A 25062-nucleotide genomic window follows, 5' to 3' on the forward strand; every position below is an offset into this window, starting at 1 on the left:
CCTTACGCCGCTGGGCTAGTTTGTGCTAAGTCATCAAGTTTAATTTGTAATAACGGGTTGTTTTCAAGGCCGCCATTATCCGCAGCAGCTTGGTATTGGCTGCGTGCTTCTGCTTTATCGCCTTGTGCAGCATAAACATCGCCTTTTAATTCAGCGACTGCAGCAGTAAATGATGCTGGAAGCTGGGCGTTTAGCGTTGTTAACGCTTGCTCATATTGCTTTTGCGCAAGGTGAACACGAGCAAGGCGCGTTGTTGCCGTTGCTTTAAGCTCAGGGTTTTGCTCGTTGGTGATGATCCAGTTAAGCTTTTCGCTTGCCGCATCAAGGTCATTCTTTTCTACGGCTTCTTTTGCCGCAACAAATGCTGTTAGCGTGCTGTAGCTTGACTCGTTATTTTCTTTAATAAACGTATCCGCTTTTTCTAGCACGGCACCGCTTTCAACAAGTTGTGTGAAAGAGTCAGATGCTTTCTCAGCTGTGGTGATTTGGTTTTGGTTATAAGCTTTCCAACCATATAAACCACCTAAACCTGCAACAATACCAATTGCAAGTGCTAAACCATTTTCACGGAAAAAGCGTTTGATCGCTTCTTCTTGTTGTTCTTCTGTTGAATAAATTTCCATGCTTACCTCTGTTGCTAGCTGGGCTTAAATAAGTTCAGCTAGTAGCGTTTTCGCTTCTTCTAGTTTTAAGGTGACTTGTTCTTTACGCTCACGTAAGTACTTAATAGTCACAACGCCTTGTTCTAATTCATCTTCGCCGATAATAACTGCGACTAGCGCATCGCTTTTATCTGCGCGTTTTAATTGCTTTTTAAAATTGCCACCGCCTGCGTGCACCATAACACGAAGACCTGCAACATCTTTACGTAACTGAGCGGCAATGATAGGCGCTTGAATGCTGGCTTTATCGCCCATGGCTGCCAAATATACATCAGCACTACGGCGGATGTCACCTACACTTTCTAGTGCTTGAAGTAATAACACTAAACGCTCAAGACCCATTGCAAAACCTACCGCTGGTGTTGCTTTACCGCCAAGTTGTTCAACTAGGCCATCGTAACGACCACCTGCACAAACGGTTCCTTGTGCGCCTAGGCTATCGGTTACCCACTCAAAAACGGTGCGGTTGTAATAGTCAAGGCCACGTACAAGCTTTTCATTTACCGTGTATTCGACGCCAGCAGCGTCTAAACGTTCACATAAATTTTCAAAATGTTCTTTTGATTCAGCATCTAAGTGCTCAGATAGTTTAGGCGCATCAGTTAAAATGGCTTGTACATCAGGGTTTTTGCTATCTAACACACGTAAAGGGTTGGTGTGCATACGACGCTTAGAGTCTTCATCAAGTACATCGACGTGTTGCTCTAAGTAAGCAACAAGTGCATCACGGTAGTCTGCACGCGCTTCATTTGAACCCAATGAGTTAAGCTCAAGACGAACGTGCTCACTGATACCAAACTCTTTCCATAATTGGGCTGTCAGCAAAATAACTTCTGCATCAATATCAGCAGTGGCAATGCCGAATGTTTCTAAACCAAATTGGTGGAATTGACGGTAACGGCCTTTTTGTGGACGCTCGTGACGGAACATCGGGCCCATGTACCATAAACGTTGTTCTTGGTTATACAGTAAACCGTTTTGATTACCTGCACGTACACACACTGCGGTACCTTCAGGGCGAAGAGTTAAGTTATCGCCATTACGGTCTGCAAAGGTGTACATTTCTTTTTCGACGATATCGGTTACTTCACCGATAGAGCGTTTGAATAGGTCGGTTGATTCAACAATAGGAAAACGAATTTCTTGATAACCAAACGATGAAACTGTTTCACGTAAAATGTCTTCTACTTTCTGCCAAATTTGCGTATCGCCTGGCAGACAATCGTTCATACCACGAACTGCCTGAATTTGTTTTGCCACTGATAAATCCTAAATACTGTAATTGCGCTGAAAAAATCGCGCCTCAAGAAAAACTAAAAAATTGACCCGTCATTATACCGTCTAAGCGGTAAAGGTAAACGGCAAACCCAAGGGTTTGCCGAGTATATGCGAATTATTCAACGATTTTGATGTCGATTGGCGTTTCTTTCTCTTTTTTAGCGATAAAGTCGCGCACATAGCCTTCAAGTTGGTCGACAATGTTATCGTTATCGATACGTGCTTTTTGACGCTCACCATTGATGTATAAGCCAGAGCGACGGTTCGCACCAGCAAGGCCGATATCACTAACCAGCGCTTCACCAGGGCCATTTACCACACAACCAATCACCGACACTGACATAGGCTCAACTACGTCTTCAAGGCGCTCTTCAAGTTGGTTCATGGTGCTTACCACATCAAACTCTTGGCGTGAGCAGCTCGGGCAGGCAATAAAGTTAATGCCGCGTGAGCGAATGCGTAATGATTTTAAAATATCAAAACCCACTTTGATCTCTTGTACCGGATCGGCAGCAAGTGATACGCGTAATGTGTCACCAATGCCTTCGGCAAGTAGCATACCTAAACCAACAGCCGATTTAACAGAACCTGAGCGCATGCCGCCTGCTTCGGTAATACCTAAATGCAGAGGCTGGTCGATTTCTTTGGCAAGTAAACGATATGCACCGACCGCTAAAAATACATCTGACGCTTTAACGGATACTTTAAATTGGTCAAAGTCTAAACGTTGTAAGATCTCAACATGGCGCATAGCTGATTCAAGCAGTGCTTCTGGTGTTGGTTCGCCGTATTTTTCTTGTAAATCACGCTCTAATGAACCGCCATTAACACCAATACGAATAGGGATGTTGTGCTCACGTGCTGAGTCTACAACGGCACGAATACGCTCTTCGCTACCTATGTTACCCGGGTTAATACGCAAACAATCCGCGCCATACTGAGCCACTTTTAACGCAATACGGTAATCAAAGTGAATATCTGTTACTAGTGGAATTGTGACTTGTTCTTTAATGCTTTTAAATGCTTCAGCTGCTTCCATGGTTGGTACAGACACACGCACAATATCGGCGCCAGCATCTTGAATAGCTTGAATTTGTGCAACCGTTGCATCGATATCTAGGGTGTTGGTGTTAGTCATCGACTGAACGGCAATTGGTGCACCATCACCAATTGGCACATTACCTACGTTAATACGGGTCGATTTTCTACGTTTAATAGGAGATTCTGAAAACATTGCGGTTACTCTGATAACGGTAAAGTAAATTTAGCTAAGCGATTTTTGGCAAAATGTGAGGTATCGACGGCTTGACCTTGAAAAGTAATATCGACTACTTGGTGTTTGCCGAGCACCACACTAAACGGCTGTGGGCCGGTTACTGTCATAACGTAACCTGCTTTTTTAACACCAAAAGCAATACGATCGCCGTTGCCATCGTGAATTTCTACCCAGCTATCTTCATTGAAGTGCATCACCACTTCGCTGTGCTCAGGATCAGCTTTTTTGGTTTGCGGCTGAGCAGTTAATTGGCTTTGTGATGCAGCCTGATTTGCTGCTTCGTTGTTAGTTGTTGGCACAGTTTCTTGTGGCTCAATAACTTCTTTGTCTTCTGTAGGCAATTGAACTGTTTCTTCAACTGGCGCTTCGTTTGCTAAATTAGCGGTTAGCTCATTGCTTTCAAGCTGATTTGGCATCGCCGTTGTTACCGGCTCTTCGATACTTTGATTACTATTTTGCCACCACCAAACGACCGATGAGCCTATAATGACAGCTAAAATAAAATAACTGAACAGCATTAAACGGCTATCGTTTGCTTCTTTTTCGGTGCGACGAGAGAAGCTCTGCATATTAGATTTTTTAGCTGGCTCAACATGCTCAGGTAACAATTCAAGCATGGCTTGGCTATCTATTTTTAGCTCGCGAGAATAGCTTCTGATATACCCTTTTACGAAGGTTGCAGGGCCTAGCAACTCATGTTCGTCGTTTTCTAATCGTTGTAATTGTAAAACTGATAATTTTAATGCACCAGCAAGCTGCTCAAGGCTCATTCCTGCATCTTCGCGGCGTTTTTTTAGCGCCTGGCCGAGCGTTTCTTGTGGTTGTTCTAAATTGTTTTCTTCATTCATAGTGCGTATGAGTCTGGATCTACCAATAAAAGTCTATGCCCAGGCTTAAGGGCAACATCTGGGCTCAATTTGTTCCAGCGCATTAATTGATCGATTAATACGCTATGCTGCGTGGCAATGTCGTACAAAGTATCACCAGCATTAATGTCGTGATAAATATTCGGATCATTTAAATAGATGCGAGTACCGTTTTGTACGCGATCCGATTCTTTTAAGCCATTCCACAGCAAAATCTTCTGTAGTTTAACATTGTATCGCACTGAAATGCTAAATAGGTTTTCACCATTTTCAATAATATGGTAGGGGATATTCAGCGCAGGTACACGTGGGTTGAGCATGGGTAATTGTATTTGTTCAGAAGTCACTGAGTACGAGGTTTGACTCGTTTGGCCTGCATAGTTGGATTCTTCGCCAAAGACATTTTCATCTTTTTCAGGCTGATAAAATATCACTGTGCTTTCATTTTTGCTGACAGCTTTTGCAGAAGTTGAAGTTTGTTGCTTAATCTCAGGAGATGTGGGTGCCCCAAAAGATACAATAGTGACTTCATCGTTAGCAGCTTTAGGTGTTGATATACTTTTCTTTTGTTCTGGTGTTTTTATTGCAAGCGCATTAACAACAGCTTCAGTATCGACAGGCTCAGTTGCGGTTGATGCTATTTCAGTCTTAAAGCCTGAAGCTTCAGGCTGAGTCTTTGCTTGCTCAACAACTTGGGCTGGCATGTTTGCAACAGATTGGGTTGATTCGACAGTTTCTTGTTCATTAATTGCAGGCACTTCTGACTTTTGCTGATTCGTAGCATATACTTCTTTTGTATTAGAAGCTTGTAGATCTGCCTTATCTACAATTACTGTTTCATTCGCCTTTGTTGGGGCTTTTCTTTTTACGATTCGGATCTTTGGTTGGTCTTTGCTAACCGATGAGTTATCGCTTGAAATCTGGAGCTCTTCGAGTTGAGCTTGACGATATTTTTCTCGTAATATTTCAAACTCTGAACGTTTAACCTGCCCAGAGGAAATGGCTTTAGCTTCGTTTGAGCCGGGGTAAGTTTGTAAAATGATACCTGCAGTTGCTTCGGCTTTTTCTATGTGTCCCATACGTTGCTGGATAAGATAGCTGAGCATAAGTGCACGAGGTGTTACGCGGCCTGTTGATTCGTATTTTTCAATAATATCTTCAGCTTTATGTAGGTCACTTTTTGCGTAATACAAACCAGCCAAGCTTATCATTGAAGAAGGGCGCTGCGAGCTGTGATTAAGTGCTGATTTTAGGTATTTTTCCGCATTTTCAAAGTCATCAAATTCAATCGCACATAAAGCTAAGTTTTCGTAACTTTCAGCTACACGGATATAGCTAGGAATTGAAATCGCTTTAAGAAGCTCTTCTGCAGCGCGGTCATACTCACCAATGCCACACAAAAATACACCATAATTGTTTAAGGTATTTGGATCATTAGGGGCAATTTTTAATGCGCGCTGATAGGCTTTATCGGCAAGTTCTGGTTCATCAACCTGTTGATAGTAATAAGCTAAAGAGTAATGAACTTCAGGGAGGTCAGGTGCAAAATCTGCGGCGCGTTCTAAATTATATTTTGCTTGTGAGTTATTGCCTGTTTTTAAGTACTGTAACGCAAGGGCGATACGGGTACGGGCAGCACCGGTATTGTTAACTTGTTTTTCAACAACGGGTCTGTCGCTACCTTCGTAGCTGTTTTCTGTAACACACCCTGTTAATGCAAATGCACTAACAGTAATGGCAAGTATAGAACGCATTACCTAATCTCTTCTTTGATTCCGTATGCCTATCTTACCGAAAAGCCTTTGTGTTGCATCTATTATTTTAAAAATAACGAGTTTGCCACAAAGGCTTAACTTCAAAAGTTACGCTTATGCTTGGTGAATGTTTACCGCAATTGCGTTATCTTCGCGCATTTTCTTTTTCGCTAAACGTTTAGTACGGTCAACGACATCACCCACTAATTGACCACAAGCTGCATCAATATCATCACCACGAGTACGGCGAACGATACAGGTAATACCCGCTGCTTGTAATACTTTAGAGAAGCGGTCGATACGGCTGTTACTCGAACGGCCATATTCATTACCCGGGAATGGATTAAACGGGATCAGGTTCACTTTTGAAGGTGTACCTTTAAGTGTTTTAACCAATTCGTGGGCTTGATCGGTACTGTCGTTCACACCTTGTAGCATAACGTATTCGATAGTCACATCTTTGTTTGCTTTAGAACCATCGATATATCGACGACATGCGGCTAAAAACTCTTCAATTGGGTACTTTTTATTAATTGGTACTAGTACATCTCGCAGCTCATTGTTTGGCGCATGCAGTGAAATAGCCAATGCTACGTCAATCTTCTCTTTTAATAGATCAAGCGCAGGAACCACACCTGAGGTACTTAATGTAACGCGACGTTTTGATAAACCAAAACCCCAATCGTCCATCATAAGTTCCATTGCTGGTACGACGTTTTTAAGGTTAAGTAATGGCTCACCCATACCCATCATTACAACGTTAGTTACAGGGCGCTTAGTGCTGTCGCCGTCTAAACCAATGTCTTTTGCAACACGCCATACCTGACCGATGATCTCAGATACTGATAAGTTACGGTTAAAGCCTTGTTGTGCTGTTGAGCAGAAAGTACATTCAAGGGCACAACCTACTTGTGATGAAACACATAAAGTTGCGCGGTCTTTTTCTGGGATCCAAACAGCTTCTACTTCTTGGCCACCTTGTAGCATCAGGGCGTATTTAATAGTGCCATCAGTCGCTACTTGTTTAACAGAGATCTCAGGAGCAACAATTTCACATTCAGCTTTTAGCTTTTCTTTAAGCTTTTTGTTGACGTTTGTCATGTCGTCAAAATTGTCTACGCCAAAATGATAAATCCATTTCATCACCTGATCGCCACGGAATGGCTTTTCACCGAATGATACAAAAAGCTCACGCATTGCATCTCGGTTTAAATCTAATAAATTAATCTTTTTTTCAGTGGTCATGAAACAACCTCAATCAGTGACGGTGGTAAGTAGTTTGGGTGCGCGATTGTACATTATTTAATCGACTTAGTCATTAGCTAAACAGATTTACAATGGGCTTAGCTAATGACTAAAAAAGGGCCCGAAAGCCCTTTTTCTTCTGCATCACAGACTTAGCTGTGAACTCGAAATTAACGAGTACGTGGGCAGATTTCTTCGTCAGCGAAGAAGTATGCGATTTCACGTGCAGCTGATTCAACAGCGTCAGAACCGTGAACAGCATTTTCGTCGATGCTGTCTGCGTAGTCAGCACGTAAAGTACCCGCTAGTGCTTCAGCAGGGTTAGTAGCACCCATGATTTCACGGTTTTTAAGTACTGCGTTCTCACCTTCAAGAACAGTAACCATTACTGGACCAGATGTCATGAACTCAACTAAAGCACCGAAGAAAGGACGCTCGCTGTGCTCAGCGTAGAAACCTTCAGCTTTTTCTTTTGAAAGGTGAACCATTTTAGCTGCAACGATTTTAAGACCCGCAGTTTCGAAACGGTTGTAGATAGCACCGATGTGGTTTTTAGCAACTGCATCAGGTTTTACGATTGAAAAAGTACGCTCTAAAGCCATCTTTATGCTCCAATAATTTTAAATTTAAAAGGTTAAATATTAACGGGCGCGAATTATACGCGCTTTACGTGAAAATTCCTAATTTAATTAAATAGTCATTTGATGGCATTTTCATGAATCTAAAAATGTTCAGCAAAACGAGTATAAAATGCGAACACCTTTTACAGTTAAGCACTTGTTTCCACAATGAACTTAGCGTGGTTACGAGTATACATAGCGTGTTTGATATCACAGAATGTTTGTTAATGATTTTGATTATTACAGTGATGGCAACTATGCCTGAGTAGAGGACTTCGCAAGCGTATTACCCATTACAGCCCCTATATTTATTGAACTAAACCTAACCAAGCTCCTGAAGTTGGAAGTAGTCATATTTTTTTAATCGCTATTAATCGCTATTAATCAGCTATTGTCAGCGGGGGCTTCTCTGCTGACATACCTAATCTCTACTCGCTTACAATTAGCTCACCTAGCTAAGCTAATTGGTAGTAACTTACCCTCTGCATAATACATCTAAAAAGTGTAAGAATACCAACTCATTTTGTTAACTTCTTGTTCACTTTATGCGGCTGATCTAATTGCTAATGATAAATTATTGCGTTTTAAATTGTTGAAAATTAATAGTATATGATTTAATTCGGATCTTTAGCCTATCTTGTTTGAGAGAAATAGCAATAACTAAATTGTAACTCAAATGTTAAATTAAAGTGTACAAAACGCTACATGGTTTTTCGTGAATTCTTGAACTTATTCAATCATAAAATATTAGTAATTGGATTTTTTATAAACAAAAAGTCTTATTTTTTATTCGAATAATTAAAGGAGAGAATAATGAAACTACGCAGTGCACTTTCTAAGTTGTCATGCGCGTCAGCTTTTGCACTTGGCAGCATGCTAACTTTGAGCCCAGCAGCCAATGCTATGAAACTAAAACAACAAAACTTACAAGAGATGGCCGTTGTTTCACAGAGCATTATTGCCGGGCAGGTAGTAAGCGTAACCGATGGTTTTGACAACAACCGTCCCTATACCGAAGTGACTATTCAGGTTTCGTCAGATGCTAAAGGTAAGTTAAAAGACGATTCAAATTACACCTTCCGTCAGTTTGGCCTAATCAAGCCTCGCTCAATTGGTAATGGCAAGGTGTATCTGGGGGTAACCCCTGATGGCTTTGCAAAATGGCATGAAGGAGAAAATGTCATTGCGTTTATGTATAAACCAGCATCTATTACTGGTTTTCAAACAACGGCTGGCATGGCGCAAGGTAAGTTTATTGTTCGTGATGGCAAGGTTCTTAACCAGTTTGCGAATAGTGGATTATTTGAAGGTATGGACACTGCTAATTTTTCGCATGAAGAGCGCAATATGCTGACTAACCCTCAAGACATAAACGTGGATGAATTTATGCACTTAGTTGGCAAATTAGCGGGAGAAAAATAATGATGAGATTTACGAAACTTGCTGCAAGTATTGCATTGGCATCGCTTTCTACAACTGTATTAGCAGGTGGGCCTTTATATATTCATGATAAAACCATGCAACCTTATAAATGGGATACCTCAAAAGGTGACATTCCAGTTTGGACTGATGGGGGGCAACTAATTAAAGATAAGAATGGGAAAGATGTTCAGTCATTTACTGTTTTAGAGAAGGGAACAATCTTTAATGTCGATATCACATTGCCTGATGGCACTGTGTTGCCCAAAGATGTAGCGTTAGAGCGTGATTATACTTTTTTGACAATTGCACAAGCTAATGCCGTAACAGCAGAGGCTGTTGCGCAGTGGTCAAATGTTGAAACATCGACCCTAATAATGTCTGTGGCGGGTACGATAGAAAGTCAAACAGGGATCCGCGATGTCAATGCATCGAATGTAGACCAGATTTATAATGCAGAAAACGGTTATGGTTTTTGGGTTAACTACGACACTGATGGTGCTATCTTAGAAAATTATTTTGGTATTCCACGCGACCAAGTACTAGGTATTGCTTTTCCTGAATGGGCTGATGAAGAAACCGGTGAAATTACTGAAGCAACGGCTTTAATGAATGGTTGGTATATCGATATTAATGATACAGAAGGGAAGATGGTACAAGGTGTGTTCACCCATGAGTTTGGCCACGCGATGAATATGTCTCACTCTCAAGCAAATGGTCATTTTACCTATATTGCAACGCCATGGTATCAAATGCACGATGGTGTTGCAGGCTGTACGGGAACAACAGCTTACTCCGGTCGTGGTCAAGCACCGACTGATAGTATTGAAACAATGTTTCCTTTTATTAATGTTCGCAGCATTGAAGGACAAGAGCAGGGAACAGTTAATGTGCGAGATGACATTGTAAATATCTCTGATTTATACCCAAGCGCAAGTTATCTCAGTGAGTATGGAACTATAAAAGGAAAGCTATTTACAAAAGAAGGCGTTGAATATTCAGGTATGAATATGGTTGCACGTAATCTTGATAATCCTTTGTACGATGTGATCACTCAACAAAGTGGTAATTTAACTCAAGGTCGTATTGGCCCAGACGGTTCTTTTACAATTAATGGTTTGACGCCTGGTGGGCGTTACGCACTTTACATGGACCCAATTAGAGCTGGCGGCTACCCAACGACACCTACCGATATTATTTCCGTGAATGAATATTGGAATGAAGGCGAAAGCAGTTCTCCAGCACTGGATGATGCTTGCAACATGACACCTATCGTCGTTGCAGGAGGTGAAACTAAAGAAGTCGCTATGTATTTCAATGGCTATAATGATGGCATTCAATATACGCCTTTAGTTTCTGCATGGGTAAGTGATCATGCAAAAAATGGTAAAAGGGCGTTTGGTACAACGCAGGGAGGCACGCCGTTTGTTTATGATAGCAATCATAATACTTTTGAGACATTAACGACGCCAGAGGGTTACGCGGTTTTGTCTGCCACCAACGCGGCAATGAACAAAAATGCAACCAAAGCGGCTGTGATTGCAGATCTTGATAATGATGGTGTAGGCCAAGGTGCTGTTTGGGATATTCGCTCAAATAAATTAATTGAACTTGAAGATCCAACCAATAACACCTGCTCTTTAGGTGGCCAGCAAGGCGTAAGCTCGCACTCTATTTGGGATATGGATGATCTGGGCCACAAAGTAGTTGGTAACTCTCGAAAACCTAATGCTGGCGGGGATGAGTGTGCTGTTGGTGAAGGAGCCAGTTCGTATGGCGTGCCCACTGTATGGAATACAAAAACAGGAAAGGCAACTTTATTAACAGATGGTATAGAGTTCATTCCTAGTAGTTATGGAACAGTACAAGCTTTGATCAATGGTGAACGAACTGAAGCGTGGGTACGTGCCGATCGCGTATCTGGTAATGGCCGCACTGTGACAGGCTCTGGTAATAATAATAACTCACAGCTCGCTTGGGTGGATGGAAAATTACGTGATACTTACAAAGAGTTTGGAGCGTTAAATTCATCGGTGATCTCAGTTGATGGTGAGCTTGTCGCCTTTGGTACACAAAGGGGGTTTGGTCGTAGTGTCTTCGGTGAAGGCGTTAAAGTGTGGAATACCGTAACAGATGAAGTAACTTTGTTAGGTGGTTTACGCTGGTGTGAGGATGTACCGTATTTTTACTTTAATAATAATTTATGCGCATCACCATTTAATCAAACCCACGAAGATATCGTTCAAACCGCAGGCTTACCACTAAATATGGTTTTGGATGCGAATGATGATTTGTCGGTCATCACTGGTCGTGTGTTAATTAATGGTATGCCTGCAGGGGCAACGATTTATATTGACGGATTAGGATGGATGACTGGGGAAGAGTTCTTCACTAAACAAGGTGTTGTAGAAGCAACTAACTTGATGACTAATGGTATTTTTGGCGTAAGCAGTGATGGTTCTGAAATGATGGCCGGGGTTGTAGGTTTGCCTACACCATTAACCATTGAGGTTGATGCAAATAAGGCCTTTGTGTGTGATAAAGGGCAAGATCGTGAGCTTAGTTTTCCTAAGCAAGTGGTTAAAGCTGTTAAAGCTGGTGCCAAGTTTGGCCGCTGTGCACACTTAGATACATAGCCTTTAATTACTGTATTAGATGCCAAAGGCTCATAAATATTTTATGGGCTTTTTTCATCTCAGTGTCATAAATATGTGATAAATTTTAATAAGTTACAAATATACTAACAGCTTGTATTGAGAGTTTTGCTTTCTTCATACAGCAAAATTACCTAATAGAAAGTGATGGTTAAGTGATATTATTAGCAATTCCAAACCAATTACCCTGGATAGTTAATTGAGTTTGATCTAAAAAGGTGGCCATAGGATTGGTCACCTTTTTTCTTTTTATAGGCTCACGGCTGGTTTGCTGAGTTTCTATCAAGCATGATCTAGATCAATAAAATTACTGGGCAGGTTATTATACTGCCGCGCTTCATTATCGTATTAATTCATGCAACCGACTTGTACTCGGTTCGATGTGTGGAGCTTTCATGTCGTCACCTATTTTGACCCCTCGTCCTTTTACGCCTGAGTTGTTATCACCTGCGGGTAGTTTAAAGAATATGCGTTATGCCTTTGCTTATGGTGCTGATGCTGTTTACGCTGGCCAACCTCGTTACAGCCTTCGTGTTCGTAACAATGAGTTTGACTTAGATAACCTGCAAATCGGTATTAACGAAGCCCATGCGCAAAATAAAAAGTTGTATGTGGTCTCGAACATTGCTCCTCATAATGCCAAGGTAAAATCGTACTTACGCGACATTGAGCCAGTTATTGAGATGCAGCCAGATGCCCTGATAATGTCTGATCCTGGGCTTATCATGTTAGTGCGTGAAAAATGGCCAGATATGCCAATTCACTTATCTGTGCAGGCCAATGCGGTGAACTATGCCACAGTGAACTTTTGGGCTCAGCAGGGTATTGAACGAGTCATTTTATCGCGCGAATTATCCCTTGAAGAAATCGCTGAAATTCGTGAGCTATGCCCAAATACAGAACTTGAAGTGTTTGTTCACGGTGCGCTTTGCATGGCGTATTCTGGCCGTTGCTTGTTATCGGGTTATATTAATAAACGCGATCCAAACCAAGGAACGTGCACTAATGCATGTCGTTGGAACTACGATGTGAAACCGGGCACTGAAAATGAAACCGGCGAAATGGTACATAAAATCGACCCTAAAGCGGTGATCCCAACTCTAGGAGATGGTGCCCCAAGTAACGAAGTATTTATGCTTGAAGAGCAGGGCCGTCCTGGTGAGTATATGCCTGCTTTTGAAGACGAGCATGGTACTTACATAATGAACTCAAAAGATTTACGTGCAGTTCAATATGTTGATCAACTAACGAAAATGGGCGTGCATAGTTTAAAAATTGAAGGCCGCACTAAGTCTTTCTACTATGTTGCACGTACTGCGCAAGTGTATCGTAAAGCCATTGATGATGCCGTTGCTGGTCGTCCATTTGACGCAAACTTATTTAAAACCCTCGAAAACTTAGCGCACCGAGGCTATACAGAAGGATTTTTAAAGCGCCACGCACATCAAGACTATCAAAACTATGAGTATGGTCATTCGGTGTCAGATAAACAGCAGTTTGTGGGTGAAGTATTAGGCCGCAACGATAATGGCTTAGTTGAAATTGATGTGAAGAATAAGTTCTGTACTGGTCATTCACTTGAGCTTATGACGCCAAAAGGGAATATTAACTTCAAGCTAGATTTTATGGAAAACAAAAAAGGCGAAGCCATTAGCGATGCAAAAGGTTCGGGCCATATTGTTAAAATCCCTCTACCAGAAGATATCGATTTAGAGCACGCAATTTTGATGCGGAATCTCGATGCCGACCAAGATACCCGTAACCCATTTAATAAAGCTTAATAGAAGGTGCGCTAAGTCATACTTAGCGCATTTATCTCTTATAACTGTTGTTGCCTTAACCTTTGCATATCTTTTTGCGGAGGCAGGCCAAATAAACGGCTGTACTCGCGACTAAATTGCGAAGGGCTTTCGTAACCGACCACACCACTTGCTTGACCAGCATCAAGACCATTGATCAGCATTTGATCGCGAGCCTCTTGCAGGCGTAAGGTTTTTAAATACTGCAATGGGCTGGTGCCAGTAATGGTTTTAAAGTGCTGGCGAAATGTTGATGAGCTCATATGCGCTTGTTTTGCTAACTCTTCAATTTGTACTGGGCGCATAAAGTTGGTTTTAAGCCAGCTCACAACTCTGACAATATGACTACTTGGTGACCCCTCTGATGCCAGTTTTCTAAGGTGAGGCCCGTGAGGTCCCTGTAAAAGGCGAATAACAATTTCTTTCATGAGTAATGGCTGTAAGCCGTCGCGAAGTGCAGGGTTATATTCAAGCTCAAATAACCGAGTGAGTGCATCAGTGAGTCCTGCATCGATATTATGAATAGAAATCGGCGCAAACGTTTCGTTGCGTGATTGTTTTGGCAGCTTAAGTTCTGCGGCCGTTTGCAAAATTAAGTTGTAATCAAGCTTTAGCACCATGGCAACAAATGGCTGGTGGCGTGTTGCTTCGGTCACATGGGATACCACAGGTAAGTCGAAAGTTGTTAACATGGTTTGCCCACCAGAGCAGGGCAGTACACTGTTTTCGACTGAAAGCATTTTTGCACCTTGTAGCACCACTGCAAGGCTTAATGTGTAAATACAATGCAAGGGGTCGGTTGGTGCGTTACGAATGTGCAATGTGAGCTCTGGCGTATGAGAGGTAATATCACCCGCTTTATTAGCGAATAACATAATCTTTTGCGCGAGTGGTTTAGCAATCTCTTGATGGTTGGTGTCTATCATGTTTAAAACTCACGGTTAGTTATCTTGGCTGTCAAATTTATTGAGCATATCTTGGCTACTAATTTGAGAGCCCATACGGCCACGATTCACGTACCTGTGAGAAAACGTTTTTGCGCCATTTGCCCGAACCAGCTTTTCAAAATCATCAATAAAATGCTGTTCGAACTTACTATTAAAGGTATTAAATAAAATCACATTTTTACCTGAAAAGTCATTATTTTTTGCAAACTGCCATATCGGTGGGGCAGGGCTATAAAGCCAAATAGGCGAGCCTAAATAAATGGTGTGATACTCTTCAAGGTTAATATTACTCGGGGTAATTGTTGCTACCTTGCTTCTGGCATCATTAAGAGCAGCTATCCAACCAGGAATACCTAGTTCGTAATCGGTAGCCGTTATCTCAAACAGCTCCGCGTTATGCTTTTGTGCTATGTGATCCGCTAAAACCCCAGTATTCCCAGAGCGAGAAAAAACCACGACGGCTGTTTTGGCATCAAGCGTGATTTTCGGCTCAGCATTTTGTAGACGTAAGCTGTTTTTAGCATGCTGTGATTTTTCTGTTTGTGTGACCCAAATGGCAAGAGATAAAAGCCCTAATACGACCACTGCGAGTATTATAAATAGCCATTTAATCATTTACGCCACTCCTTTAACCACTTTATTTATAGGAAAGCAGGCTTATCGCCATCTGTATTTGGTTTGTTCACACCAATATTGGCTTTTGAATAAGTCTCTGGTGAAGAAACGATTTCAGCTATCAGTGCTGCAACGCTTTTCCTTGAAACTTCAGTTCCCTTAAATACGTCATTACGCTGCGTTGTTTCAAAATCTATTTCATCATAATCGGTAAGCCAAGCAGCTCTTAGTATTGTGTAGTCTAGATCAGATGCTTCAATAATATCTGCGGCTTCTCGATAAGTTCCTAAGTATTGGCCAATTTCTTGATCGTTCCATTTGCCAAACTCACCGGGTAACTCATTATAAATACCAAGTGAGTTAACAAAAATTAGTCGAGAAATATGCAGTTTAATCATTACAGCTGCAATACTTTTTGCCATCGCAGCCATGTCACCAAACAGGTTGGCATAAACGATATCGGCACCTTCCAGTGCACTTTCTAGTTGCGATTGGTTGAGTACATCAGCAGTAACAACTTGCGCATTAGCGGGAATGTTTCCTTCAAGTTTTTTAGCATCACGAACAACTAGACGCATTTGGATATCTTTTTGCTCAGAAAGCATTGCGATGACCCATGAAGCGATTTGTCCATTTGCTCCTAAAATAACGACGTTTTTCATTACATGACCTCTTTAGAAATGTGTTAGTGGGCAGGTGCATTTAACACAGCTGCCCGAAAATATTGGCTTATAGGTGGTTTGCTAAAAAAGGCAGTATTTGCTGCATCGCTAACGCAACGGGCTCAGGGTTATCGTACAGGTCATAGTGCGACCATTCTTCTAGTTCAACGAGTTGTCGGTCTTTTGATGCAAATGATTTTCCGTAAATTTCTTTACCGTCACGGTATGCACCAAATGCCCCTACTTTTTGACCAATTACAGCCATCATAGGTTGGGTCATTAATGTTTCGGCAAATGCGAAGGCATCCCAAGTGAGAGTTTTTTGTGCATGAGAAAATAACATACGTGTTGCGCCACCTTCACTTTGACCACGCGATGTTTTGTAGTAATCAGTCGCTTCGAAAACATCACGTTCAGTCAGGCCATTGTCGCGGGCAAACTCGATGCTTGGTGGGAGTAATTCGTTAACTTGTAAATCACCACCAAGTGCTTCAGCAGTTCGTTGTGCCGCCATCGCTTCAAGTGCGCCAAGCGGGTTAAACTCGGTGAATGCTTCTCTAAATAGACGACCTAAATTAACCGGCGTAATGCCGACCACGGCTTTTACGCGTTTTTCAGTCAGTGCAGAATTAAATACATAAGCCCCCCCACCACATACCCCAATGCTACCAATGCGCTCGTTATCGACATAAGGCAGTGTCACGGCATAATCAATAACATGGCTAATATCTTCAACGCGTTGTGATGGGTTTTCAATAAAACGAGGTGTACCGCCAGATTGACCTTGATAGCTGGCATCGAAGGCAATAACCACATAACCTGCTTCAGCAAGTGCTTTACCATAAACACTACTTGAGGTCTGTTCTTTACAGCTACCAAATGGGTGAACACTGATCATGGTTGGGTAGGTTTTTGACTCATCAAAATTAGCAGGCGTTAAAACAAGTGCTGAGATTTCCCACGCCATATCGTGGTTTTGAATACTAACTGTTTGAATGTTCATGTTTGCTCCTAAATGCCGTTTAGTAATGAGCCCTGTTCGGGCTCATACAGATCAATAATTACAGGTTGCTTGTAAAGAAAGGAGCTAATACGCTGATTGCTTCAGTGATTTCACTTTCGCCATCGTATAAATCCATGTGGTTTGCACCTTCAACGATGTACATGTTTTTGCTGCTTGATGCTGCGCGCGCCATTAGGTCATCGCTCATCCACTTGCTGCCCGCATTGCTGCCGACGACGGTCAGTAATGGTTGCGTTAAAAATGCCTCAGCTTTAAAGAATGCATCATAAGTGATGATTTGATTTAAGCTGCGTGCAGTCGCAAAGCCCGGTGAAGTGCAATAAGCTGCGCGGTCTGTGTGGTAGTATTCCCACGCTTGGCGAAGTTCTTCGTTTGGTGCATCTTCTTCTTTAAGTGGTGCCATTGGGATAGTTGCAATCTCGTTACCACCTGCATCCGATGTGCGAGAATCAGAGCCAGCTTGGATATATGGGATAGCGTCGCTGTCTTTTACATTGTTATCCCAGCCATTACGGAACATTTGGCCAATATTTACCATGCTGACTGTGCCAACGGCTTTAATACGGCGGTCGTTAATTGCAGCATTTGCGGTGTAACCTGCACCCGCACAGATCCCCATTGCGCCAATGCGATCATTGTCTACATAAGGTAAGGTCGTTAAGTAATCGATTACTGCACTCACATCCTCGGTACGAACATGTGGGTTTTCAAGTTGGCGTGGCTCGCCTGTGCTTTCACCTTGGTAAGATGCATCGTATGCAATAGCGACAAAACCTTGCTCAGCTAGTTTACGTGCGTAAGTCCCTGCTGTTTGCTCTTTAACACCACCACCTGGGTGCGATACGACAACGGCTGGGTATGTTTTTGTTTCATCAAAATCAGCAGGTAAATTTAATAAGCCCGCTATAGTAATATCTAAACCGTTCGTGTTTGGAAAAGTAACTTTGTTCATGAGCGTAAATCCTCTTTGGGTTAATAAGTAAGGACAGAGACTATTCTCGATTGCAGAGCTGTTTGCTTTGCGTCCTTGATTGAGATTAAGTATAGGAGTGGGCTGAAACGAATGTTTGCCTAAAATGACAGGGTGTTTGTCTAAAATGCCGAAAAAGCACTATGGCAGGCAATCGGAAAATGACCAGGATAGATTGGGAATTTACTTAATTGCTTGAAATGGTCGGGTTTGTAGGGTGTTTAGAGTGCTTGCTCTACATGATGGCAGTGATGGGATTTTATTTCTAAAATCGAAATACCGCTTGCTTTATAAGTATAAGGCTCTTAATTAGGCTGTGATTGCCTATTTTTATTGCCGTAAGCCAATTAATAGGCAGTGTAACGACGCTTATTTTTTAAATTGACTGGCAAGCTCTGCAAGCGACACTTCAGCAAAACGTTTTAATAACAGGGCTTCTGCATCGTCCATTGCGTTTTGCAGGGCGCTGTTAACTGCATATTCGATTGGGCAGTTGCTGTGCTCATCGGTTAGACCAATTACAAACAGGTTCTTTTCGCCAAGCGCTTGGTGAATATCAAATAAAGTGATGTCTGTTAAGGGAGTGGCCAGTAGCCAGCCGCCATTGTGGCCTTTGATTGCCGACACATAACCTGCTTGGCGCAGTAACGCCATTGTACGGCGCACGACCACAGGGTTGGTCATTAACATGTTTGCTAATGTCTCTGATGTAATAGGGTGGCTGTAACTGTCTAAATGGATCAGCACATGCAAAACCCGTGATAATCGGCTGTCTTTTCTCATCTTAAATCGTCAATATGCGTTTTTTGCAGTGTATCACGAACTGCTTAATATTGACCGTTTGAATTACCAAACTAACGCTCACTAAACTAATTCCAAGCCAGCCAATTTGCTGAAATTGCTCATTTAAAATCACAATAGCCAGTACGGTGGCGATAATCGGCTCAAGTAAAGTAATGAGCACGGCTTGGCTAGCCGCGATGGTTTTTAAGCCAATACTAAATAGCCAATAACCTAAAAACATCGGCACAATGGCCATGTAAAGCGCCACGCTGGTATTGGTAACGGTGGCAAAAAGCGTATCTCCAGTGATCAATAACGAAGGCAAGAGTACACATGCAGCGCCGCTAAATAAGCTTGCCATGGTCGCTCTTGAATGAACGCCGTTGCTAATTAAGCGTTTGGCAACCCATGAATAGCCCGCATAGGTAAGCCCTGCAATTAAGCCAAGTAAAATGCCGATGTTTTGGCTAAACAGCCCCGTAGCGGCAAGGTTATGCTCTTTACCTAACGCAATTAAGCCAATGCCAATCGCACCAAAGCAAAAGCTGACTAGCCAGCGAGTTGTAATGGGCTTTTTCTCAATTAAGTATTCCAATAAGACGGTAAATAAAGGGGCGCTGGCAATCGAAACAACGGTGCCTATTGCCACACCAGCGCTATTCATCGAGGTATAAAATGCCAGCGGATAAATAGCTACACAAGCTGAGCCAAGTAGGGTTAGGCGGTAGTGCTTACGCAGAGTACTGGCATTGTTTATTAGCTGAGTTAGTGAGGTTAGGCAAAGTAATACGCCGCCAAATCCCATCGCAAACGCACCTATTGCAAAAGGGCTAATGTCTGGTGCAAAGCTTGCGGCTGTGCCTGTTGTGCCCCAAAACACACTGGCAACTAAAACGGCCATGGTCGCGATGGTATGGTTCATTGATGATTCGCTTTAAATTTAAGATATCAAAAGCATAATTAAAATCGATGCAAAGTTTTTGACAAAAAGGACGGTTTTGTTGGCGTTAAAAACTAAAGTTACTTTTTGAATTTACTCGGTGATAAGCCAAAGTACTTTGAAAAACTACGGCTAAAAGATGAAAGCTCATTGTAACCAACTAACTCACTAATACGCTGCAACGGGTAGTCGGTATGACTGAGTAAGGCTTGGGCTTTTTCCATTCGCAGTTTAGTTACATAGTTCATGACAGTTAATCCGGTTTGTTGCTTAAACAGCAGCTTAAATTGCGTAGGGCTTAAACAGGCAATGCTGGCAAGGTGTTTGATATGAAGAGGAGTGCTTAAGTGACTGTCAATATAAAGCAGTGCCTCGCTAATACGGCTGTCGACCTTAGGCTGCATAATTTGCTCAGCTAACAGCAAATTGAAGGTGTTAAACATGGCAAGTTCTAATTCACGATTAACCGCTTGCTCAAGCTGCTTTGCTACAAACTGCAAAAATGCCCAAAGTGATTGATTAATAGCAAACACGCAGCGCTCAGCAGTGGCCAGATTATCAGGTAGCGTTGGCATATCGGCCACCACAAATCGCGCCTCTGGCATTGCGGTAAAAAGATGCGTTTGAGAGGCTTTGACAACCACGCATTCACCGGGGGCGACTTTACCTTGAAAATCACCGACACTAATGGCAATCACACCTTTTAAGGGCAGTACAAGTTGATGATAATCATGGCTATGACTAACAGGCTTAGTACTGTATGAGCGGATAGATAGATTGCCTTGCATTATTTTGTGATAACCGTTTGCTGAATAAGGCTATTATGCCTGTTTGCGAGGGATGGTCAATTTTAGGCCATTAACGGGGTTAGCACATGCTCGTAGGCAATCATTAACGCGACATAAACCAACAAAATAGCCATCAGTTTATTAAACACATAAAAAACACCCGGCCGTGATACTTGTTTGCCAAGCACTAAGCCCGCTAACGAGTAACTTGTTGGCGCACCAAAGGCAAGGATGGCTAAAATAAAAGACCAAAATACGATTGCAGCGCCAGTAATATCGGCGCTTGGGAATTGAATCGTAGCAATTGGCAAAGTGGCCACCAAGGCTTTTGGATTTAATAGCTGCATAAACAGGCCATCGAAAAAGCTAAGTGAGGCATCTGCTGAGGTATCACTCACCTGTACATTTGCTTTTGCGACTTTCCAAGCAATATACAAAATATAGCCGCAACCAATTAAGCTCACATAAGGCAAAAACTGCGGATTGATCACTTGCAAGCCAAGGTAGCCAAGCAGCACAAATAAGATAAACATCGCGCTACCCACGCCGATAAAAAACCCAAGGTGTGAACGAGTTTGTTTATTTAAGCCGCTGCTTAAACCGAGTAAATTGATTGGCCCAGGGGTGTACATAATGCCAATAGCATATGCAAAAATATCTGCCATAACAGCTCCAAATCAGTAATTCAGCTCTATCTACGAGCCCATTGCAGTTGAAATTGTTTTGGTGTCATACCAAATGCTCGTTTGAAGTTACGATTGAGGTGGCTGGCATCAGCGAAGCCAGATTCAACCGCCACGCTGGTGGCATCACGGCCAACCTGTAACGCTTTACGGGCATAATTAATACGACAGTTCAAAACATATTGATGTGGAGTAATACCGAAGTGCTCGCGAAAGCGGCGGATAAAATGAAATTTCGACATGGTGGCAGCATGTGCAATGTCATCAATAGAAATGTCATTGTCGATATTTGCCAAGATGTAGTCTTTTGCACGCAGAAGCAAGCTATCAACTCGGGTGCTTAAAGTTGGCAAATCAAGACTGCCGTTGAGCCTGACTAAAGACTGCGCCATTTGCAACACTGCTGCTTCTCGCTCTATTTTGCTGGTGCTATTGGTTTGTAAAAGCCTTGATAAGTGAATCACTTGATTACGCAGTAATGGATCAGCATACAAGGTGTTTGCCATACGTAATGTGCAATCTTGCTTATATCCAAGTGCTTTGAACAAAGGCTTAAATTCATCGGGATGAATGTACAGCATTAGATACTCTAGGTTTTGCTCAGTGCCAGAGTGACCATCGTGAATATCTTCAGGGTTAAACAAAATGACATTGCCAGGTACGCTTTTATAAAACGCATTACGACAAAAGAAATCTTGCCGCCCTTGTAGAGTAATGCCAATTGAATACTCTTCGTGAGCATGTTTTGCATAGGTAAAATCACTCATAGTTGCAGTCAACATCGAGATGCTCTGATGCTGTTCGTTGTTAATGTACTTAAAGTGATTGTCTTTGCTCACAGATGCTCCTGAAGGGTGTGCGCTTCGTTATTATTCCTACGCCAATATAGCGAAGCTGGCAACCTAAAAACTTGAACAAAATTGCTGTTTTAATTTATTCAGAGGTACAGACAAGTTCTAATTCAGTGTCTTTAAATTCAGCGAGTTTTATATCGTTTTTCTTGGCATCAGTAACTAAAACAGAAATAGCGTCTAACGCTGTCACTTTATGTCTTGCGACTGAAGACAGTTTTTCTTCAGTAACGGCGATTAATACATTATTGCTTTGTTTTACTATAGCGTGTTTAAACTGTGCATCTTCAACGTCAAACGCTGAAACACCCACCTCGGCATCGATTGCGCAAGCACCTAAAACTGCTAGGTCAAAATGCATTGTTTGTAATTGCTTTAACGAGCAACTACCAATTGCAGCGCCTTGTTGCTTACTTATTTTTCCACCTAACAGAATCACATCACATTGTTGGTGTGATTGTAGTGCAATAGCAATTGCAGGCGTGTGGGTAACCACCGTTAAGGTAAGATCGTGTGGGATCATACTTGCAATGGCTAAATTGGTACTGCCAGAATCAATAAAAATAAATGCATGCTCTTTAAAGTAAGGAATACACGCTTTAGCTAAAAGCTGCTTACGGTCACTATTTAAAACCATTCGTTGCACTAAACTGCCATCATTTTGTGCATTAATGACAGCGCCGCCATACACTTTTTTACACACCCCTTGATTTGCTAATTCTTGCAGATCTCGGCGGATCGTATGTTCTGAGACATTAAGTTCTTTGGCTAATTGAACACACACAACTCGGCCGGTTTGTTGTAAATGATCTTTGATCAGTGCTTGCCTCTGATCTGGGAATGAAGCATAATCGAGCATAAATAATCATAATTGAGCAGTTTAAACTGAGTCTAATGTAGCATTGCATGCTCGTTTTAGCAATTTTGTGATTATTTAGAGTTAAATAGCTCAATAACTAAGCCTTAGTTTAGTTATAAACTGGAATGAGGGAAGGTGACGGGTTTTAACCTAGTCACTTACCCTGCTCGATTGTGATGTTTTATGGAAGGTTTTGCTTGATGTTGTTAGAAAGGTATCCGTTTAAAAAGCGCGAAGTACTCGTTACAAGGTTACTATTTTTGTGTGCAGGTTTAGCCACGGCTACGTGGGCATCGCTCATACCAGTCATTAAAGCGCATATTGGCATTGATGAGAGTACTTTAGGGTTGTTGCTTTTGTGTCTTGGTGCAGGTGCAATATTTGCTATGCCTGTATCAGGTGCGCTCGCAACTAAGTATGGTTGTAAACGTGTATTACAGCTCTCAACGATGATGATTATTTTTTGCCTACCATTTTTTGCTTTAGTAAATAGTGTGGCTAGCTTGGCAACTTTACTGGTGATTTTTGGCCTTTCTATCGGAGCAACTGATTGTGTTATGAACATTCAGGCTGTGTTGGTTGAAGAACGTTCTAAGCTTTCACTTATGTCTGGTTTTCATGGCTTTTACAGTTTAGGTGGTATTTTAGGGGCGGGTGCTGTAGCAATGCTGCTAATTGCTGGTTTTTCGGCATTCGAAATCTGTATGCTAATGGCGGCGATAGTATTACTGTGTTTGATCTTCGCAAAGAGAGACTTACTTCCTTTTGCAAGCCCCAATGAAGGTCCTGCATTTGCGCTCCCAAAAGGCCCGGTGATTTTAATTGGCATTATTTGCTTTGCAATGTTTCTCGCAGAGGGAACCGTTTTAGATTGGAGCGGAATATATTTAATTGATTATCAAAATGCATCAACAGGAATGGCGGCATTAGGGATTTTTAGCTTTTCAGTCACAATGACTTTAGGGCGCTTATTTGGCGATCGCATTATTGCAAAGCATGGGCAAAGGGCTGTTCTGACTATAAGTGGTTTAGTAGCAAGCCTTGGCTTGATAATCGCTATTGTATCAATGAGCTTTTATGTTGCGCTATTTGGTTATGTGTTAATGGGAATAGGTTGTGCCAACGTTGTACCAATTATGTTTTCTGCGGCAGGGAAGCAAACCTACATGTCGCAAGCTACGGCAATTCCTGCTGTAACGACATTTGGTTATTTAGGTGTATTAATGGGGCCTGCAAGTGTCGGTCAAATTGCACATTTTTCTTCACTTGCGTCTGCATTGGTCGTAATAGCGATGTTAATTGCTTTGGCGACTATCTTTTCACTCTTTGTGAAAGTTTCACAAGACTAACTTTATAATTGTTATTATTCAAAAGGTTATATGTATTTAACAGGAAAAGGTGATAGTAAATTATAAAATGGTGAATGTTTTTATCCCTAACTTAGGTCTTCTAATTGAGTTTTATAGAGGGGTTTAAATGAATTTACGTACATCAAATAATTTAGTGATTGCACTTATTACTATCAGTTTTTCTTTATTGGGTTTGTCTTTTATTTTGGGGGCAAACCCCAATGCTATTGGCAGTATATTTTCGTTTTATGGTTTAGAGACTCAGGTACCTGACCATCTCATGAGTATGATTGCAGGCTTTGCACTTTGTTTTGTAGGTATTACCAGCCTTCATTCTCATTTAGGATTTATTAATAGGGCGCTTCCCACCGTGACAGCTCTTATTATTGCACTTACCTGTTTACTTACATTGTTCAGTGCAAATCGTTGGCTTGCAAGTGAAGGGGGTTTTCCAGTAATTGGTTCGGGGCAGGGTATTATTAAGTATTTTGCTGTTATTCCTTTATTTTTATTTGTGTTTTACAAAGATGTTTTGAGTGATAAAGCGCATGTTGCTTTGAATTATGCATCGGTGGCATTAGTGTTGGTTTGGATTGGCGCCATGAAGTTTTTTGCTTTTGAAGCAAATGCGATTGTTAGCCTTGTTGAGTCTTCACCGTTTATGTCTTGGTTGTATATTGTTTTTAGCGTGCAAGGGGCATCAAATGCGATTGGCATATTTGATATTTTGAGTGTGGCGCTGTTAGGTGTTGGCTTGTATATCAGAAATGCGAAACTTATTTTACTTGCTGGACTAGCCTGTTGCTCGGTATTTATCATGACACAAACATTTTTAATTACCGCACCTAATGCGCTTAGCAGCGTTACAGTGTTTGAGCGATTAGGTCAGTTTGTAATTAAAGATCTGTGGTTTATAGCGAATTTAGTGATTATTTGTCATTTAGCTGTATTCAACAATACACCTAAAGAAACAGCAGAATAAAATAAAAAGGCCTCAGAAGAGGCCTTTTAAATGATA

Annotated in this window: 23 protein-coding genes; 5 read left to right on the top strand and 18 right to left on the bottom strand. The window is 41.8% G+C overall.

The features are described 5' to 3' along the window. Nucleotides 1–2: 2 nt before the first annotated feature. From L1272_RS03110 to ndk, 7 genes are all read right to left on the bottom strand, one after another. Nucleotides 3–623, bottom strand: coding sequence for a YfgM family protein (locus L1272_RS03110; RefSeq protein ID WP_187489352.1), 621 nt, complete (start codon nt 621–623; stop codon nt 3–5). A 24-nt stretch (nt 624–647) separates the two neighbouring features. After that, nucleotides 648–1922 carry a histidine--tRNA ligase gene (gene hisS, locus L1272_RS03115; RefSeq protein ID WP_058584526.1) on the bottom strand — a complete coding sequence of 425 codons (1275 nt, stop codon included), beginning with the start codon at nt 1920–1922 and terminating at the stop codon, nt 648–650. A gap of 133 nt (nt 1923–2055) precedes the next feature. Continuing rightward, nucleotides 2056–3174 carry a flavodoxin-dependent (E)-4-hydroxy-3-methylbut-2-enyl-diphosphate synthase gene (ispG, locus tag L1272_RS03120; RefSeq protein WP_054553525.1) on the bottom strand — a complete coding sequence of 373 codons (1119 nt, stop codon included), beginning with the start codon at nt 3172–3174 and terminating at the stop codon, nt 2056–2058. 5 nt (nt 3175–3179) lie between these two features. Continuing rightward, a complete protein-coding gene (locus tag L1272_RS03125) occupies nt 3180–4064 on the bottom strand; it encodes a RodZ domain-containing protein (RefSeq protein ID WP_235372719.1) in 885 nt (294 codons plus the stop codon). Continuing rightward, a complete protein-coding gene (gene pilW / locus L1272_RS03130) occupies nt 4061–5836 on the bottom strand; it encodes a type IV pilus biogenesis/stability protein PilW (RefSeq protein ID WP_235372720.1) in 1776 nt (591 codons plus the stop codon). Before pilW ends, L1272_RS03125 begins: the two co-directional genes overlap by 4 nt. Nucleotides 5837–5950: 114 nt before the next feature. After that, nucleotides 5951–7081, bottom strand: a complete 1131-nt coding sequence (locus L1272_RS03135) for a bifunctional tRNA (adenosine(37)-C2)-methyltransferase TrmG/ribosomal RNA large subunit methyltransferase RlmN (protein ID WP_235372721.1) — start codon at nt 7079–7081, stop codon at nt 5951–5953. 170 nt (nt 7082–7251) lie between these two features. Then, entirely contained in the window at nt 7252–7683 is a 432-nt protein-coding gene (ndk, locus tag L1272_RS03140; protein ID WP_036972405.1) for a nucleoside-diphosphate kinase, read from the bottom strand. 831 nt (nt 7684–8514) lie between these two features. Between ndk and L1272_RS03145 the strand changes: the two genes are divergently transcribed. The 3 genes from L1272_RS03145 to trhP all read left to right on the top strand — a co-directional run bounded on the left by L1272_RS03145 (nt 8515) and on the right by trhP (nt 13555). Then, a complete protein-coding gene (locus tag L1272_RS03145; protein ID WP_235372722.1) occupies nt 8515–9123 on the top strand; it encodes a hypothetical protein in 609 nt (202 codons plus the stop codon). Then, complete coding sequence (locus tag L1272_RS03150) at nt 9123–11756, top strand: hypothetical protein (RefSeq protein ID WP_235372723.1); 2634 nt, start codon at nt 9123–9125, stop codon at nt 11754–11756. Before L1272_RS03145 ends, L1272_RS03150 begins: the two co-directional genes overlap by 1 nt. A 413-nt stretch (nt 11757–12169) precedes the next feature. Then, complete coding sequence (gene trhP, locus L1272_RS03155) at nt 12170–13555, top strand: prephenate-dependent tRNA uridine(34) hydroxylase TrhP (RefSeq protein WP_054553530.1); 1386 nt, start codon at nt 12170–12172, stop codon at nt 13553–13555. A 38-nt stretch (nt 13556–13593) separates the two neighbouring features. On the opposite strand, the gene L1272_RS03160 is transcribed toward trhP, so the two are convergent. The 11 genes from L1272_RS03160 to L1272_RS03210 form a co-directional block, all read right to left on the bottom strand. Beyond that, nucleotides 13594–14499 (bottom strand): AraC family transcriptional regulator, encoded by a 906-nt coding sequence (locus L1272_RS03160; RefSeq protein WP_166338427.1) that lies wholly within the window; start codon nt 14497–14499, stop codon nt 13594–13596. A 15-nt stretch (nt 14500–14514) separates the two neighbouring features. Then, nucleotides 14515–15135, bottom strand: coding sequence for a flavodoxin family protein (locus tag L1272_RS03165; protein ID WP_235372724.1), 621 nt, complete (start codon nt 15133–15135; stop codon nt 14515–14517). A gap of 26 nt (nt 15136–15161) precedes the next feature. Then, on the bottom strand, nt 15162–15797 hold the full coding sequence (locus tag L1272_RS03170) for an NAD(P)H-binding protein (RefSeq protein ID WP_235372725.1): 636 nt from the start codon (nt 15795–15797) through the stop codon (nt 15162–15164). 67 nt (nt 15798–15864) lie between these two features. Beyond that, nucleotides 15865–16800, bottom strand: a complete 936-nt coding sequence (locus L1272_RS03175) for an alpha/beta hydrolase (RefSeq protein ID WP_235372726.1) — start codon at nt 16798–16800, stop codon at nt 15865–15867. Nucleotides 16801–16858: 58 nt separating this feature from the next. After that, nucleotides 16859–17773, bottom strand: a complete 915-nt coding sequence (locus tag L1272_RS03180) for an alpha/beta hydrolase (RefSeq protein ID WP_235372727.1) — start codon at nt 17771–17773, stop codon at nt 16859–16861. 387 nt (nt 17774–18160) lie between these two features. Next, on the bottom strand, nt 18161–18574 hold the full coding sequence (locus L1272_RS03185) for an RrF2 family transcriptional regulator (protein ID WP_166338433.1): 414 nt from the start codon (nt 18572–18574) through the stop codon (nt 18161–18163). Between the two features lies 1 nt (nt 18575). Beyond that, nucleotides 18576–19496: a DMT family transporter gene (locus L1272_RS03190; RefSeq protein ID WP_235372728.1), complete on the bottom strand. Its 921-nt coding sequence runs from the start codon at nt 19494–19496 to the stop codon at nt 18576–18578. A gap of 98 nt (nt 19497–19594) precedes the next feature. After that, entirely contained in the window at nt 19595–20302 is a 708-nt protein-coding gene (locus tag L1272_RS03195) for a helix-turn-helix domain-containing protein (RefSeq protein ID WP_235372729.1), read from the bottom strand. A 62-nt stretch (nt 20303–20364) separates the two neighbouring features. Continuing rightward, entirely contained in the window at nt 20365–20967 is a 603-nt protein-coding gene (locus tag L1272_RS03200; protein ID WP_138601946.1) for a LysE family translocator, read from the bottom strand. 26 nt (nt 20968–20993) lie between these two features. Beyond that, the gene (locus L1272_RS03205; RefSeq protein ID WP_130151864.1) at nt 20994–21824 is read right to left on the bottom strand and encodes an AraC family transcriptional regulator; all 831 of its coding nucleotides are present in this window, start codon (nt 21822–21824) and stop codon (nt 20994–20996) included. Nucleotides 21825–21918: 94 nt separating this feature from the next. Further along, nucleotides 21919–22695, bottom strand: coding sequence for a DeoR/GlpR family DNA-binding transcription regulator (locus L1272_RS03210; protein ID WP_138617865.1), 777 nt, complete (start codon nt 22693–22695; stop codon nt 21919–21921). A 200-nt stretch (nt 22696–22895) separates the two neighbouring features. Here L1272_RS03210 and L1272_RS03215 point away from each other — a divergent pair, with 200 nt between their 5' ends. Next, nucleotides 22896–24044 carry an MFS transporter gene (locus tag L1272_RS03215; RefSeq protein ID WP_054553540.1) on the top strand — a complete coding sequence of 383 codons (1149 nt, stop codon included), beginning with the start codon at nt 22896–22898 and terminating at the stop codon, nt 24042–24044. Between the two features lie 127 nt (nt 24045–24171). Next, nucleotides 24172–25026, top strand: a complete 855-nt coding sequence (locus tag L1272_RS03220; protein ID WP_235372730.1) for a DUF417 family protein — start codon at nt 24172–24174, stop codon at nt 25024–25026. Nucleotides 25027–25062 lie beyond the last annotated feature (36 nt).

This window comes from Pseudoalteromonas sp. PAST1, assembly GCF_021532515.1.
Taxonomy (GTDB): Bacteria; Pseudomonadota; Gammaproteobacteria; order Enterobacterales; family Alteromonadaceae; genus Pseudoalteromonas; species Pseudoalteromonas simplex.